At 66.8% G+C, this 13,772-nt stretch carries 8 protein-coding genes; 3 read left to right on the forward strand and 5 right to left on the reverse strand.

All coding sequences use genetic code 11. The features are described from left to right. Positions 1–105 precede the first annotated feature (105 nt). From AB1824_01020 to AB1824_01040, 5 genes are all read right to left on the reverse strand, one after another. A complete protein-coding gene (locus AB1824_01020; protein ID MEW5763530.1) occupies positions 106–993 on the reverse strand; it encodes a hypothetical protein in 888 nt (295 codons plus the stop codon). A 63-nt stretch (positions 994–1,056) separates the two neighbouring features. Then, complete coding sequence (locus AB1824_01025) at positions 1,057–2,697, reverse strand: hypothetical protein (GenBank protein ID MEW5763531.1); 1,641 nt, start codon at positions 2,695–2,697, stop codon at positions 1,057–1,059. A 58-nt stretch (positions 2,698–2,755) separates the two neighbouring features. After that, on the reverse strand, positions 2,756–5,035 hold the full coding sequence (locus tag AB1824_01030; protein MEW5763532.1) for a hypothetical protein: 2,280 nt from the start codon (positions 5,033–5,035) through the stop codon (positions 2,756–2,758). A 425-nt stretch (positions 5,036–5,460) separates the two neighbouring features. Further along, positions 5,461–7,575, reverse strand: coding sequence for a transglycosylase SLT domain-containing protein (locus AB1824_01035; protein ID MEW5763533.1), 2,115 nt, complete (start codon positions 7,573–7,575; stop codon positions 5,461–5,463). Positions 7,576–7,657: 82 nt separating this feature from the next. Then, complete coding sequence (locus AB1824_01040) at positions 7,658–9,496, reverse strand: acyl-CoA dehydrogenase (GenBank protein MEW5763534.1); 1,839 nt, start codon at positions 9,494–9,496, stop codon at positions 7,658–7,660. 295 nt (positions 9,497–9,791) lie between these two features. Here AB1824_01040 and AB1824_01045 point away from each other — a divergent pair, with 295 nt between their 5' ends. From AB1824_01045 to AB1824_01055, 3 genes are all read left to right on the forward strand, one after another. Continuing rightward, complete coding sequence (locus AB1824_01045; GenBank protein MEW5763535.1) at positions 9,792–10,190, forward strand: OsmC family protein; 399 nt, start codon at positions 9,792–9,794, stop codon at positions 10,188–10,190. A gap of 93 nt (positions 10,191–10,283) precedes the next feature. After that, positions 10,284–11,603 carry a C1 family peptidase gene (locus AB1824_01050; protein ID MEW5763536.1) on the forward strand — a complete coding sequence of 440 codons (1,320 nt, stop codon included), beginning with the start codon at positions 10,284–10,286 and terminating at the stop codon, positions 11,601–11,603. 168 nt (positions 11,604–11,771) lie between these two features. After that, positions 11,772–13,646, forward strand: coding sequence for a TonB family protein (locus tag AB1824_01055; protein MEW5763537.1), 1,875 nt, complete (start codon positions 11,772–11,774; stop codon positions 13,644–13,646). Positions 13,647–13,772 lie beyond the last annotated feature (126 nt).

Raw genomic sequence — 13,772 nt, forward strand, 5'->3', positions numbered from 1 at the left:
GAAACGAGAGGCGCAAAACGGTAGACGGGAAACGGCTCCTTTTCGTTCCCTAGTCCCCTAGTCCCCTAGTCCCCTGGTCCCCCAGTCCCTCGGGCCCTGGCTCGCCTATCTCTTTCGCCTCAGTTCGAAGGTCAGCCGGTCGGGCCGGAAGGCCCAGACGGCCCCCTGGTCGTCCGTGAGGAGGGCCTCCTCGTTGACGAAAGAGAGATCCTGAACCGCGCCCCGGAACTCCACCCAGGCCTCCCGCTCCCCCGAGTAGGCGAAGGCCCGGTTTCCCCGGGAGAGGGCCAGGGCCGTGCCGCCTTCGATCTTCACCTCCTGGAGGGGCTCCCTCAGAGGAACGAAGCGGCCGGCGCGCGAGTCGTACAGGAGAGCGTTCGTCCCCGGCGGGCCGAAGAAGACCGCCAGGCGCTCGCCCAGGGCGCACCGCGTGAAGTCCGAGGCGTCGCTCGCCCACACCCCCCGGGACGCATCGTAGAGGGTCGTCTTCACGTGCTCGCCGAAGAAGGCCGCCAGCCGCCCCGACAGGGCCACCTGGCACGCCTCCAACACGGGCGTCTGCCAGCGCCCCGACAGGGCGTCGTAGATCCCCGGGCGCCCCGGGCCTCCGTATCCCACGGCCAGGTTCTCGCTGACCGCGCCCCGGAAATACCGGTCGAACTGGGGCACCCAGGCGTGGCGGCCCAGGTCGTAGACGGCGCTCCCAGGCCCGTCGGGCCCGTAGGCCAGCAGGAGCCGGCTCCCCGCCGCCGCGAGGGGAAAGTCTCCCGCCGCGGGCACCCACTTCTTGGTCTGAGGGTCGTACACCTCCAGCCGGCCATCCCGGTGGGCCCACGCCAGCGTGGACCCTACCGGCTCGTACACCCTCGCTTCGCGGCGATCCCCCTCCAGCACCACCGGCCCGTCCTGGCTCTGAGTCGTCTGGCCGAGGGCCGGGCCCAAGGCCGAAAATAGAACCGCCAAGGCCGCCGCCACGATCCGACTCCCCTTCATGGCTCACCTCCCCGCCGAGGGTTTCCTTGTGATTCTAGCGCCCACCGGGTGGATTTCACACCCTCACCGCGCGAAGGAGAAGGCCGCCGATTCCTTCCCGTCGGGGTTCACGACCGTCAGCGCCACCGCCTCGCCCTTGGGCAAGAGGTCCTTGAGGCCCGCCCCCGAGGCCACAAGCCGCGTCCGGTTGTTCTTGTCCGTCCCCCGGTACCGCGTACGGGGGACGGCGACGCCGTTGACCCGCACCTCGGCCCCTTCCTGGAAATTCCACCCGACGACCTTCAGCCGGAAGGGGTCGTGGAGCACCTTCACCGACTGGATCCCCGGAAAGGCGTCCCCGCAGATCATCTCGGAACGTTGGCTCTCCGTCCAGTCCTCCTGTTCGTGAGTTTTCACGTCCGCGGACCACGCGTAAGGGTTGTCCTCTTCCAAGACGTCGTTCATGTCGAGGGCGGTGAAGGAATCGTCTTCCCAAGAGAAAGAGACGGGCAGGATGTCATTGGAGTCGCACTCCATGGGAAGGCCGAAGTCCGAATCGTAGCGAGCGTAGTACTGCAAGTCGGCACTAGCGTAATCGTAGAAACCGATGAACCCTCCCTCTTTCGGCGCAACGGCGACCTGGCCCACCTCCCGTATCGAACCGCCGTAACAGATTCGCTTCACGATGTGGCCGTCCTCTGGGCTCAGCACCAGAATGCAGGGAAACCAATTATAGGGATTGCAAGACACATAGGTTCCGCTGAGAAGGATGTTTCCATCAAAGCCCTGCGCGATCAGGCCTTGTTGATAAAGATGCAAGCCACCACTGCAGCTTGGATCTGTTCGAGTATATTTTTGCCAGCGGATACTCCCATCGGCATTTAGACAGAGGACCGTCGTTCGGTTTGGAGACGCATCGCCCCAACCTGTGTGGGACGAACCAATTACAATCCCCCCGTCTGGAAGGATCTCGAGCTTTCGAGCATCCTGAGGGCATCCATTGCCACCTCCGTCGCTTTCGCAAAAATCCAGGAAATCATAGGCCTTTGCCCATTGAAGATGCCCTTCGTGGCTCATTTTGAATAGCAACGTGCCGTGTACCCGGTCCCCGTGGTAGCCGCCTTCCAGCTGCCCAAGGAAAATAAAGCCTCCATCGGGAGTCGCCTTGGCCGTCACCGTCGGATAGTTGAAGGAAACGGGGACCGCTCTTGAATAGAGGGTTCGGCTCCAAAGAATGCGCCCCGTGGCTGGATCCAGCGCCGTGAACCACCCGGAATCGGGACCGACCGCAACGACGGCGGAGGCATCCAAAGAGAAGGTTCGGTAGATTCCAAATTCCCCGAAGACCCACTCCTTCTCGACCTCTCCCTGCGCATTGCAGCGGAAGCCCCAGTCTACGGGCCCTCCGATGGTGTTGTTGTAGGCGAAGGCGAGAAACGAACCATCGGGAAGGGGCGCCAGCGATTCGTAGTAAACGCTGCCCGCGTACTTGCGGAGCCAAAGCAGGTTTCCATGGGCGTCGAAGCGCCGGATCAGGAGGCCGTCGAGGGTGCAGACGTCGAAGAAGCCCCCCTGGGGATCTGCAACCCATTCAACCGTCGCCCAAGAAGAGCTGTGCCTAAGGCCGACGGGGTCCGAGTAGGAGCGGCGCCACGCCTCCTCCGCGGCTGCGCCGGGAAGGTCCCAAAGCAACGACAAGAGGAGAAGCAAAACGGAGCGCTTCATGGCTTTCCCTCGTAATAGAACCGGCCCCCTCCCTTAAGGGAGGGGGCCGGACGAAAGGTCAATGGTACAGATTCACGTTGCGCGTCTCCACCGTACCGTAGCCCGCCAAGGTGACGGTCACCGGGAAGGTGGCGCTGGCGTTGTACTGGCCTTGGCCGCTGAAGTTGCCGGTGAGGAAGACCTTCACCAGCGTCCGCCCTTCGCCATCCGTACCGGCGCTTTCCTTGCGCCCTGTGAGCGCGAAGTCGGAGCAGGAACCTTGCTGCGCCTGGCATGTACCCACGTTCACGTTCACGTTGTTGTATTCCCCGGGGCCTACCCAGAAGGCTTCAATCAAATGCTCGTCTCCGTTGGCCGGGAAACTGAGCGGGCAGGAAAAGCCCTGGGAGAGGCACGATGAGGAGCCGGGCCCGGCTGCGAAAGAAGGCACTACATCGAAGGGTACCCCCGCGCGCGACGGGTAATCGGGTTGTGGATCCTCCTTGCAGGAAAGATAGGGCAGAACAAGGTGCGAAGGGGCGTGCGCGGGCGCCCAGGCCTTAAAGCGGTTCCCCCATGCCGTGGGGTCGGAACACTCCCACGTGGGTGACACCCAGCCGTTGGTTCTCCAGTTTTCGCTGCTATCGTAATACCGGATGTTTTTCATCCGATACAAACTTGTACCGTGGAAGGTCAGCCGATTGCTCGCTCCATTCAGCGGACGGATGGCGATGTCCACTGAATTACTCTGCGCGTCCAAAGCGTACCCGACACTGTTGGCTGGACCGTACTCTGAACCCGGTGCGAAAGAAGGCGGAGACGGCGCTGGCAAGAACTGCAAGGCGTTCAGCAGAACTCCTGCGTATTTCCGATGCCGCCACGTGTACTGCCGCCAGTCGGGAGATTCCTCGAACTGGATGTTATCCGGGTTGAGAAGAACGAGACCGGATGCCTGAGGAACCCCGTTTTCATGAATGGTGATACAGGGTGTCGCCTCCAGGCAAAATCCCGGGGCTCCGTCCCCCGTCCATGTTGAAGAGAAAGGCTCGCCGCAGGTCGCCTGCCAAAGATCACTCCGCCGCACCCGAACCCTTTTTCGATATTCGGGCGTGGGCTGTACATCTACCGCAGGAATTCCATCTGACTTCACCGCAAAGACAAACGGCCTCACGTAGTCTTCACTGGGTCTTGTCCCGCAGGCGGAGAGGTTCTTGCGCCACTTGCGGAAGAGCCCGAGGCCGTCGGCCTGGACGGTGAAGGCGTCCCCGCCCAGGATGGAGGGCTGGAGCGTCGAGGCCACCTGGATGTTCCGAATCGGATCGGGAAAACCGTAGAAGAAACCCGCCTCGACCCAGTCGCCCACGTTGGAATTCCAGCTGCACTCGTACCGCGGCGACCAGACCTTCTTTCCGTTGCTGGACTTGATCTTAATGGAGGCCGGCCCGAGGTAGTTCTTGTCCCCCGGCGCGTCGGGGACGGTGCACCGAAGAACACCCACCATGGAAGCGCCGTCGTACGATTCCCGTACCGGATTCGCAATCGTGGCCAGCTTGGCCGAAGTGGGGATTTTGAACTTCACGGTCACGGTGTCCCACTCGGCCTTGGTGAAACCCTTCACGGTGATCTTGACCTCCCGGTGCCCACCTCCGCAGTTGCAGACGTTTGGAAAGTCCCGGTTCGGAGCCATGGTGACAAAGGAGAGGCCCGGCGAATCTTGCAGCGGCACATCCCCCTCCTCGTCCGGCAGTGTGTCGGGCGGTTCGACGGGCAGGAGCATGGCCGAGGCAGGCGGCGCGAGCGAGACGTCGTCCACCTCCAGCCAGGCCGGCGAGGCACCCGGCGCCCCTTCCGCGGCCAGCCGAAGCCAGTAGTCCTCTCCGGCCCTCATTCCCTTCTCTTCGGGCGAGAAGTCCACCGTCACCTTCTGCCAGGTGGCTTCCGCCCCCTTGAGGGTCGCCAGCGGCACTTCCAGGCCGCTCGATGCTTCGATGAGGGAAATCCTCAGGCCCCGGCCCGGAAGCGCTCCTTTTCCCCGGCTCCGAACGAAAAGGCTCAGGCGCGCCTGGGACAGAAGGGAGACACCCGCGCCCAAAAACTGCTCCAGCGAATCTTCCCGCAGGGGTGTGAGCCCCAGCCTCGCGTACCCTTCATTTCCTTCGCCGGAGGCCGGGTCTTCCACAACCAGGGGCGAGGAACCGGCCGGCTCCGCCTCCCAGGCGAGGTTCCACCCCTCGGAAAACGAACCGTTTCGGATCTGCTCCTGACCGAAAGCCGGAAGTGCGGCCATCGCCAGCGCCCAAACCCCAATAAGCCACAGCACCGCCCGCTTCCCCCGGCGGCGCCGCATTTCCTTTTCCATCGAGACACCCCCTTTCGGTTCATCGGTCGCACCTGACGTGATGTATCGAACCCGATGACGCCAAAAGGGGGGCGGACGCCCCCGCGAGACGCAAATCGGTTGGTTGGTTGGTTGGTTGGTCGGTCGGTTGCAATGACCGTGCCATCATCCCTCTCCCCGGATCGGCCTGGGGAATCCCCCCACGCTCGCTCGGCCTTTTTTCGTTCTTATACCTCCGTACATGGGGCATGTAAAGGACCGGCGATCCGGATCTTCTCGGGCGCGGGGCACTCCCTTCGCATGTCGCTCTGCCAAACAGTTGGACAAACAGGTGGCTGTCCCCGCGGCTAATGGGCGGCGGAGGGGCTGGGGCCGGAGCGCGGGCAGGGCCCGGCCGAGGCTCGAAGGCGACACACCACCCTCTCTTGGGCAGGCGTGGACCGGCCCTATGGATTCAGCAGGCGGCCGTAGTCGCGGGAGTAGGCAAGGACGCGGGCGGTGTAGGCGCGGGTCTCGGCGTAAGGAATCATGGCCACGAAATCCTCCTCGCAGGAAGGGTTCCAGGCCGCCATCCACCGGGCCACCACGTCCTCTCCGGCGTTGTAGGCGGCCACCGCCCCCGCCGTGGGGAACCGATTCAGGAGAAGGCCCAGGTAGCGGATGCCGAGGGCGGCGTTCGCACCCGGATCGTAGAGGTCTCCGGGGTCCTCTCCATGGGGGGCCAGGCGCAGGGCCGTTTCGGGCATGAGCTGCATGAGGCCGCGGGCCCCCGCGGGGGAGAGGGCGGTCTCGTCGAAGCCGCTCTCCTGGAGCATGACGGCCAAGACGAGGGCCGGAGGGACGCCTTCGGCTTTGGCGAGGGGGCGGATTTTCCCCAGTAGAGGAGCAGGGTAGAAGGCTTCCAGGACCGCATTGGGGCAGGCCCAGGGGCCCTCAACTCCCGGCGCCGCTTTGTGGAGGGCCGATTCGGCGGCGGCACGCCGCCCGGCGCGCCCGCACAGGAGCGCGTAGGTGAGGGCGACGTGGGGCGAGCGGCTTCCGGCCTTCCGGTACAGAACCGAGAAGGCGTCGGCGGCGTCGGATTCCAGGCCTGCCCGGTCCAGGGCGCGGGCCAGGAAAGACTCTTCCCCGCCCGCGGCCTCCGTCCAGGGCTCCGGAAGGACCGCCGGCGAATCCTGCGCGGCCTTCTCGCCCCGTTCCCCGAGCCGCCGCAGGGCCGAGGCGCGCCAGTAGCCCTCCGGACCCGCGGCCAGGCGGAGGAGCGCCTCGACTTCCACGTCCCGGCGGCCGGAACGCCCCGCCGCGGAGGCCAGGCCCCACAGGGCGCTGGATCGCAAGAGGCCGGCCCCGGGGTTTTCGACGACGGAGCGGAAGAGGGACAGGGACTCCTCCCATCGGCCGAGCTGGTGGAGGGCCCATCCCCGGCGGAGGCAGGCGGCCAGGAGAAGGGAGTCTCCCCCGCCCAGGGAATCGAGCCGCGCCCACGCATCCTGCGCCTCCTCGAAGTTTCCCGCGGCGTAGGCCGAAACGGCCCATGCGTTGAGGGCTTCGGCGTGGAGCCCCTCGTGGCCCTTCGCGGGGATTTCCAGAAGGGCGCGGCAGCGCTCCGCAACGGCCCCGTGGTCCCCTTCGCGGACGAGGGCCCAGGCGGCCTTCAGGCGGGCGCGGAGGGCGGCCTCCGTGTTCCCCCGGGCGCGGGCCAGGGCGTCCGCCGCCTGGACCGTTTCGTCGTTGCGCCGCAAGGCGTGGAGGACCTCCACCCGCAAGAGGGCGGCTCGCTCCCCCGAGGCGCCCTCGAAGGCCTTAGCCGGCAGGCTCAGGAGGAGGTCCCAGGCGTCCTCCCGGCGACCCGATTTCAAGAAGCGCCGGGCCAGGTCCAGGGTCTGGTCGGCGCTTCGGGTCGGCGGCGCGAAATGGCCCTCCTCGGCGAGGCGGTTCAGCCGGAGCCCTGCCTCCCTCCCGAGGACGCAGTCGGGCCGAAGGTAGAGGTCCCGCAAGGTCCCCCCCGCCTCCCTCCACCGCTCCAGCTGGAGGAGCCCCAGGGCCCTTTCCCACCGGACCCGGTCCCGGTCGGCGCCGCGCGAGAGGTCCACCAGCCTGGACAGGGTTTCCAACCGGGGCGTGAGTCGGCCCTGGGCTTCCTGGGCCCGCGCCAGGAGCCTCAAGGCCCGAAGGCGCAGGCTCGGAACGGGGGATCCCGCCAACCGGACCGCCAGCCCTTCGGCCTCCTTCGCCCTCCCCAGGTCCAGGAGGGCCTGGGTGAGCAGGAGTCGGCCAAAGGGGGCCAGGGGACCCGCGGAGTCGGCGGTCTCCCTCAGGGGGTCCACGGCCGCGGCCGGGTCTCCGGCCAGGAGAGCCATTCTGCCGTAGGCCAGGGCGGCCGTCTTGTCCGGCCCGGCGGGAGAGGAGGCCCAGGCATGGCGGAAGGCGGCCAGGGCCTCGGGCCACCGGCCCTGGCGGCGGAGGGCCGCGGCGTGGTCGAGCTCCGAGGCCCCCTGCGGCGCAGGGACCGCGGGGAGCGAAGCGCCGGCGGTCGCGAGGGAGAGCCCCAGGCACAGCAAAACCCCCGGGAGGAGGGGAAGGACCCTTCTCCCGGGGGCTCGGGGTGAGGTGTGCCCGCCGGCGGCCCTGGGGCCGCGGGCGTCAGAAGGCGACTTCCCAGACCGACTGGTCGTTGGTCTTGATGGCCAGGGACTGGGCGTAGACCTGGGGCACGGCCCGGTGCATGAAGCAGGCCGCCGCCTGGATCTTGTTGTGGTAGAACTTGGCGTCGCCGTTCTCCTTCAGGAAGGCATGGTAGGCCTTCTTGTCGGTGGCGTCCACGTCCTTCTCGCGCAGGATGGCCTTGAGCTTCTTGCCCGCCACGGCGGCCTGTTCGAGGAGGAGGGCGCCGGCGAAGACGTGGCCCATCATGTCGAGGATGCCGCAGGCGTTGGGGAGCAGGACGAGGGGCGCGTCCATCCGCTTGCCCAGGTCGGCGAGAATTCCGGAAAGCTCCTTCACGGCGTTGGCGAGGTGGATGGCTGAGGCCCCCAGCTCCGTGTCCGTCACGTATTCCTGGGCCGTCTCCTGAACCTTTTGCAGGAAGGCTTTCACGAGGGCGCCGTTCTCCATCTTCATCTTTCGGAAGCAGAGGTCGAGGGCCTGGATGCCGTTCGTGCCCTCGTAGATGGGGGCGATGCGGGCGTCGCGGAGGTACTGCTCCGCCGGGTACTCCATGGTGTAGCCGTAGCCGCCGTAGCACTGGAGGGCCATGTCGGTCATGCGCACGCCCCAGTCCGTGCACCATGCCTTGCAGATGGGGGTCAGGAGCTCCACCCAGCCCTGGGCCGTTTTCTTGGCTTCGCCCTCGGAAACGTGGGCGAGGTCCAGCTGGCAGGCGGTGAACGAGACCAGGGCGCGCATGCCGTGGACGTAGGCCATTTGAGTGAGGAGCATGCGCTTCACGTCCGGGTGCTCGATGATGGGGACCTGGGGACCGTCCGCGGAGCGGTCCTTGAAGTGCTTGCCCTGGAGCCTCTCCTGGGCGAAGGCGAGGGCGTGCTGGTAGGCGGCCGACGCCAGAGCCATGCCCTGGACGCCCACTTCGTAGCGCGCGGCGTTCATCATCTGGAACATGAGGGACATGCCCTCCTGCTCCTTGCCCAGGAGGAAGCCCTCGCACCCGTCGTTGGCCCCGAAGACCATGGAGCAGGTGGGGGACCCGTGGATGCCCAGCTTGTGCTCGATGTTGCTCACGGCCACGTCGTTGTACTCGCCCAGGCTCCCGTCCGGGTTCACGCGGAACTTGGGGACGATGAACAGGGAGAGCCCCTTCGTTCCGGGAGGGGCGTCCGGAGTGCGGGCGAGGACGGCGTGGATGATGTTGGGGGTCATGTCCTGGTCGCCCGAGGTGATGAAGATCTTTTCGCCCGAGATCTTGTAGCGGCCGTCGGGGGATTTCACGGCCTTGGTGCGGCTGGCGCCCACGTCGGAGCCCGCGCCCGGCTCGGTGAGGCACATGGTACCGCCCCACTTCCCCGTGTAGAGCTTCTCGCAGAAGAGGCCCTTCATTTCGTCGGTGCCGAAGCTCTCGATGAGGTGGCCCGTGCCCCGGCCGAGGAGCATGGTGAGGGCGAGGGAGGGGTTGGCGCCCACCATGAACTCGAAGATGCCCGTGCCCACGGACTCGGGCAGGCCCATGCCGCCGTACTCCTGGTTGGCGGAGGCGCCGATCCAGCCGGCCTCGGAGATGGTCTTGTAGGCCTTGTGGAAGGAGGGAGGCAGGAGCACCTTCCCGTCCACGAATTTCGCGCCCACCCGGTCGCCGTCGGCGTTGGTGGGCCCCATCTCGTTCTGGACGACCTTGAGGGCCTCCTCGAGGATCATCTCCAGATCGGACCGCTCGAAGCCGCTGAACTCCTCCGCCTTGAGGATCTTGTTCAGGGGCAGCCACTCGAACAGGTTGAACTTCACGTCTCTGAGGTCGTCCTTGTAATCCATCGCTCACGCCTCCTTCAAGAAACACCCGTCCGGCCGCCGCCGGCGCCCCGAGGATCCGATCCGCCCGATTCCGCCTTTCCCAAGGGTTCCTGAGCCTCCCTTGTCACCCTGTCCAGCTGGGCCGACCCGGGGGGCGGGGAGCCCTGCATACGAAAGTAAGTAAATACTCACGAAAAATCAAGCCCCCCCTTTCAACCGCCCTCCAAAAGCCGCCACGGTTACATCCGGGACCCAGGCGCATCTTGGCTCTCCTGAGCGCCCGGCGGCGCCGGGCCCGTCGTGAGGAGAACGCCCAATGGAGCTTACCGTCACGTTTCCCGGAGGAAAGCGCGTGGACGCCCAGTTCCTCCACCACACCATCCGGACCGATCAGTCCCGCGAATCGGGGGGAGAGGGATCCGCCCCCGAGCCTTTCCTGCTCTTCCTGTCCTCCATCGCCACCTGCGCCGGCATCTACGTCCTCTCGTTCTGTCAAAGCCGCGGATTGCCCACGGAGGGCCTCTCCCTGACGCAGACCGCGGAGTTTCACCCGGTGACGGGCCGGCTCGAGAGGGTGGGCCTGGACATTCGGGTCCCCCCTGGATTCCCGGAGAAGTACCGAGAGGCCCTGGTGCGCGCCGCGGACATGTGCGCCGTCAAGAAGGCCCTCCAGGACCCTCCCGCTTTCGAGGTCAAGACCTCGACGGCCTCCTGACCGGGCCTCCGCCGCGTGGTATCCTCGACCCCTCGGGGTCCCCGTCCCCTTCCGGGAGCGGGGGCCCCGGGATTCCTTTTCCGGAGGACCGTCATGATCGCCCGAGCCGCCCGCGTCGCCCTCGCCGCCTTCGCCGCCGCCCTCGTCTTCGCCGCTCCCTTCGCCTCCCCTCCACCGAAGGACCGGGGACAGTACCGCCCCGCCGTGAAGGACCCGGTCCTCCAGGAACTGGAGGAGGCGAATGCCGCGGCGGAGGATGCCGCCGCCAAAGTCACCGACGACCTCCTCGCGGCCCAGGACCAGGAGGAAAAGGCGAGGGAAGCGGCGCGGCGTGATTTTCGCATGGATCTCTCCGGACTCCGCCGTCCCCGGGGGCCGGAGGATTTTCCCGCACGGGCCTGGGCCTTTCCGCCGGTGGCCCAGTACCTCACCGGCACTTGCTGGTCCTTCGCCACGACCTCCTTCTTCGAATCCGAAATCAAGCGGCTTTCGGGAAGAGAGGTCAAACTCTCGGAGCTCTGGTCGGTCTATCACGAGTACCTGGACAAGGCCAGGCGCCACGTCGCCACCCGAGGCCGATCGGTCTTCGAGGAGGGGTCCGAATCGGAGGCCATCCCCCGCCTTTGGAAAACCTACGGCGTCGTCCCCGAATCGGCCTATCCGGGCGTCCTCGCCCCGGACGGGCGCCACAACCACGCCCGCATGATGGACGAGTTGAAGGCCTATTTCGCCTACTGCGAGGCCAACAATTACTGGAACGAAGACCAGGTGCTGTCCGCCGTGCGAGGCATCCTGGACAAGCACCTCGGCCGCCCGCCCGAGCGATTCGACTACGAGGGTCGCACCTACACGCCCCAGGCCTTCCTGAAGGAGGTGGCGGCCCTCGACGTGGACGCCTACGCCAGCTTCGTCTCCACTTCCGCGCACCCCTTCTACACCCGGTGCGAACTCGACGCCGAGGACAACTGGTGGCGGGCCGACACCTACGTGAACCTGCCCCTCGAAGAATGGTACGCGCTCCTCGTGCGCGCGGCCCAGGCGGGCTCCTCGGTGGCCATCGGCGGGGACACCAGCGAACCGGGTTACGACGGCTGGAACAAGGTGGCCGTGGTCCCCACCTTCGACGTGGCGCCGGGGTACCTGGACCAGGATGCACGCGAAATGCGCATGGCCGAAGGCTCCACCACGGACGACCACGGGATTCACCTGGTGGGGTACGCCCGGCGGGACGGGGCCGACTGGTTCCTGATCAAGGACTCGGCCCGCGCCGCCCGAAAGGCTCCGCCCGAAGGCTGGCTCTTCTATCGGGGAGACTACGTGAAGCTCAAGATGCTCTCCTACATGGTCCACCGGGACTTCGCCCGCGACGTCCTGGCCAAGGTCCAGGGTGGGGATGCCGGGATTCCGAAATGAGGGGATTCCGGGAGGAGGGGTGACCGGAAATCGTCGCTCGAGCGGGATCCCTTTGCCCTCTCAGTAGAGGTCCTTTCCTCCCGCCCCGCCTTCACTAAAGGTCCCGTCTGGTTTGACACGCGCCGACGGGCGCTCCGATAATGGCACCCGTAGACAGGGGGTGCATTCATGGACGCGGAGCTATTCGCCAACCACATCCTGGGAGAGCCGGTCTCCGCCACCGTGGCGGGAGCCGTACTGAAGGCCCTTCCCGCGGAGGGCACACCCGAGGTCCGTCTCGTCCACCGGCTGCCCGCCGCCGTCGCCGAGACCCCCGAAGCTGAACGGGTGGTCCTCAAGAACGCCCGCGATTGGGGCAAGGTGCGCGACCTGAGGGCCCTGAATCTCCTGGAGGCGGGACGCGAAGGCAAGACCTCCCTTTACGCCGTCACCGAGTACCACCAGGGGCGCCTGCTCAGCGACATTCTGGACCGCCTCCGCCACGAGGGGCTGCCTCTCGCTCCGGACCAGGCCGTCTACCTGGCGGAGCGCACGACCGGCGCTCTGCTTTCCCTCGCCGAACAGGGAATCACCGCCGGAGGGCTCTCTCCGGATCGGGTCTCGGTAAGCTTCGAAGGCGAGGTCAAGCTCCTCCCCACCCTCCTCAAGGACCTTCAGACCACCCCCCTCCTCAAAGACCCCGCCTTCGATGCGTACTGGCGGTACCTTCCGCCCGCTCAGGCGGGAGGGAAGAGCGCCAAGGCCGCGGCGGATATCTACTCGGTGGGGGCCCTGCTCTTCGAGTTTCTCTGCCGGGAGCCCTTCCGCCCCGAGCCCGCCGGGCCCTTCGACCCGGCTTCCCGCCTGGAGGAGGGCCGGCGGGGCCTGGACGGCGCCGATCCCCTCCCCGAGAACCTCTTTCGAATCCTGAAGAGGAGCCTGCTTCAGGACGGCCCCGAGGCCTACGGGGACCTCAAGGTCCTGAAGGCGGACCTGGACCAGCTCATCACATCCGGCGAATACAGCCCCACGACGTTCAACATCGCCTTTCTCATGCACTCCCTGTATCGAGGGGAGGACGAGGCCGAGGATTCGGCCGACAAGGCCTTCGCCGCCCTCGACCGGGCTCCCTTTCGGAGGGAAGAGGCCGCGCCTCCGCCCCCGCCCGCGTCGCCCGCGCCTCCCGCCCCTGCCGCCTCCCCCGAACCGAGAGACCGCACCCCCCCCTTCACGCTCCCATCGGAGGAGCCGCCGGAAAGCGGCGCCGCGTCCCGGAAGAACCTGCTCATCGGAGCGGGGATCGCCGCCGGCGTCGTCCTGGTGGCCCTCGGGCTCTTTTTCGCCCTGCGGCCCAAGGGCCCCTCCGAAGAGCAGATCCGGGCCCAACAGCAGATGGCCGACCTGGAAAAAGAGCGGGCCCAATTCAAGGCCCAGCAGGAGGAGATGGCCGCCAAGCTCAAGGCCCTGGAGGACGAGAAGGCCGCCCTCCAACAGCAGGTCACGAAGGCCACCACGGCCGACGAGAAGATTCGGGCCCAGAAGGCCCTGGAGGAGGCCCAGAACCGCCTCAAAGCCCAGCAGGAGGAGCAGAGGCGCCTGGCCGCCGAGAAACCCAAGGCCCCCGAGCCCACACCGACGGTCCCCGCCCCCTCCGAACCCGTCCAACCGCCGGAGAGCACCCCCTCCACGGCCGAGGCGGCCCTCGGCGCCGCTCTGGAGCCCCCCCCGGAGGCCGCGCCGGCTTCCCCGCCGGCGGTCAAGGTCCAGGCGGGCGACTTCGTGGAGCTCTGGGCGGTGGACATCAAGCCCAAGCAGACGAACCAGCTCCAGTTGGACGTCACGAGTCCCGCCCGTCAGAACCGCCTTACGGGGACCTTTTACGTGGAGGTCAGCGTGAACGAGGCGGGCACCGTCACGGAGGCGCGGGTCGTCCGGGGGCCCGTCCCCGACTACGGCATGAACGACGCCTGCCGGCGCGCGGCGATGAAACTGCGCTACTCCCCCGCCCTCAAGGATGGGGTCCCGGTCAAGACCAAGGTCACGTTTCCGATCGTGATGAAGTAGGCGCGGCCCGCCGGTGCGTTCCCTCGGGCGGGGCCCTTCCGGAACCTACTTTAAATCATGCCTGTCCAAGATCTTTTTGCGCGTCTTGTGCTGCCTGCCTTCCGGAGCGAAGCGGAGGAAGGAGCG

It is taken from the genome of Acidobacteriota bacterium (genome assembly GCA_040752915.1).
In the GTDB taxonomy this organism is placed as follows: Bacteria; Acidobacteriota; UBA4820; order UBA4820; family DSQY01; genus JBFLVU01.

Coding starts and splice junctions, on each gene's coding strand:
- AB1824_01020 (MEW5763530.1), bottom strand. CDS start 993: ATGAAGGGGAGTCGGATCGTGGCGGCGGCCTTGGCGGTTCTATTTTCG.
- AB1824_01025 (MEW5763531.1), bottom strand. CDS start 2,697: ATGAAGCGCTCCGTTTTGCTTCTCCTCTTGTCGTTGCTTTGGGACCTT.
- AB1824_01030 (MEW5763532.1), bottom strand. CDS start 5,035: ATGGAAAAGGAAATGCGGCGCCGCCGGGGGAAGCGGGCGGTGCTGTGG.
- AB1824_01040 (MEW5763534.1), bottom strand. CDS start 9,496: ATGGATTACAAGGACGACCTCAGAGACGTGAAGTTCAACCTGTTCGAG.
- AB1824_01045 (MEW5763535.1), top strand. CDS start 9,792: ATGGAGCTTACCGTCACGTTTCCCGGAGGAAAGCGCGTGGACGCCCAG.
- AB1824_01050 (MEW5763536.1), top strand. CDS start 10,284: ATGATCGCCCGAGCCGCCCGCGTCGCCCTCGCCGCCTTCGCCGCCGCC.
- AB1824_01055 (MEW5763537.1), top strand. CDS start 11,772: ATGGACGCGGAGCTATTCGCCAACCACATCCTGGGAGAGCCGGTCTCC.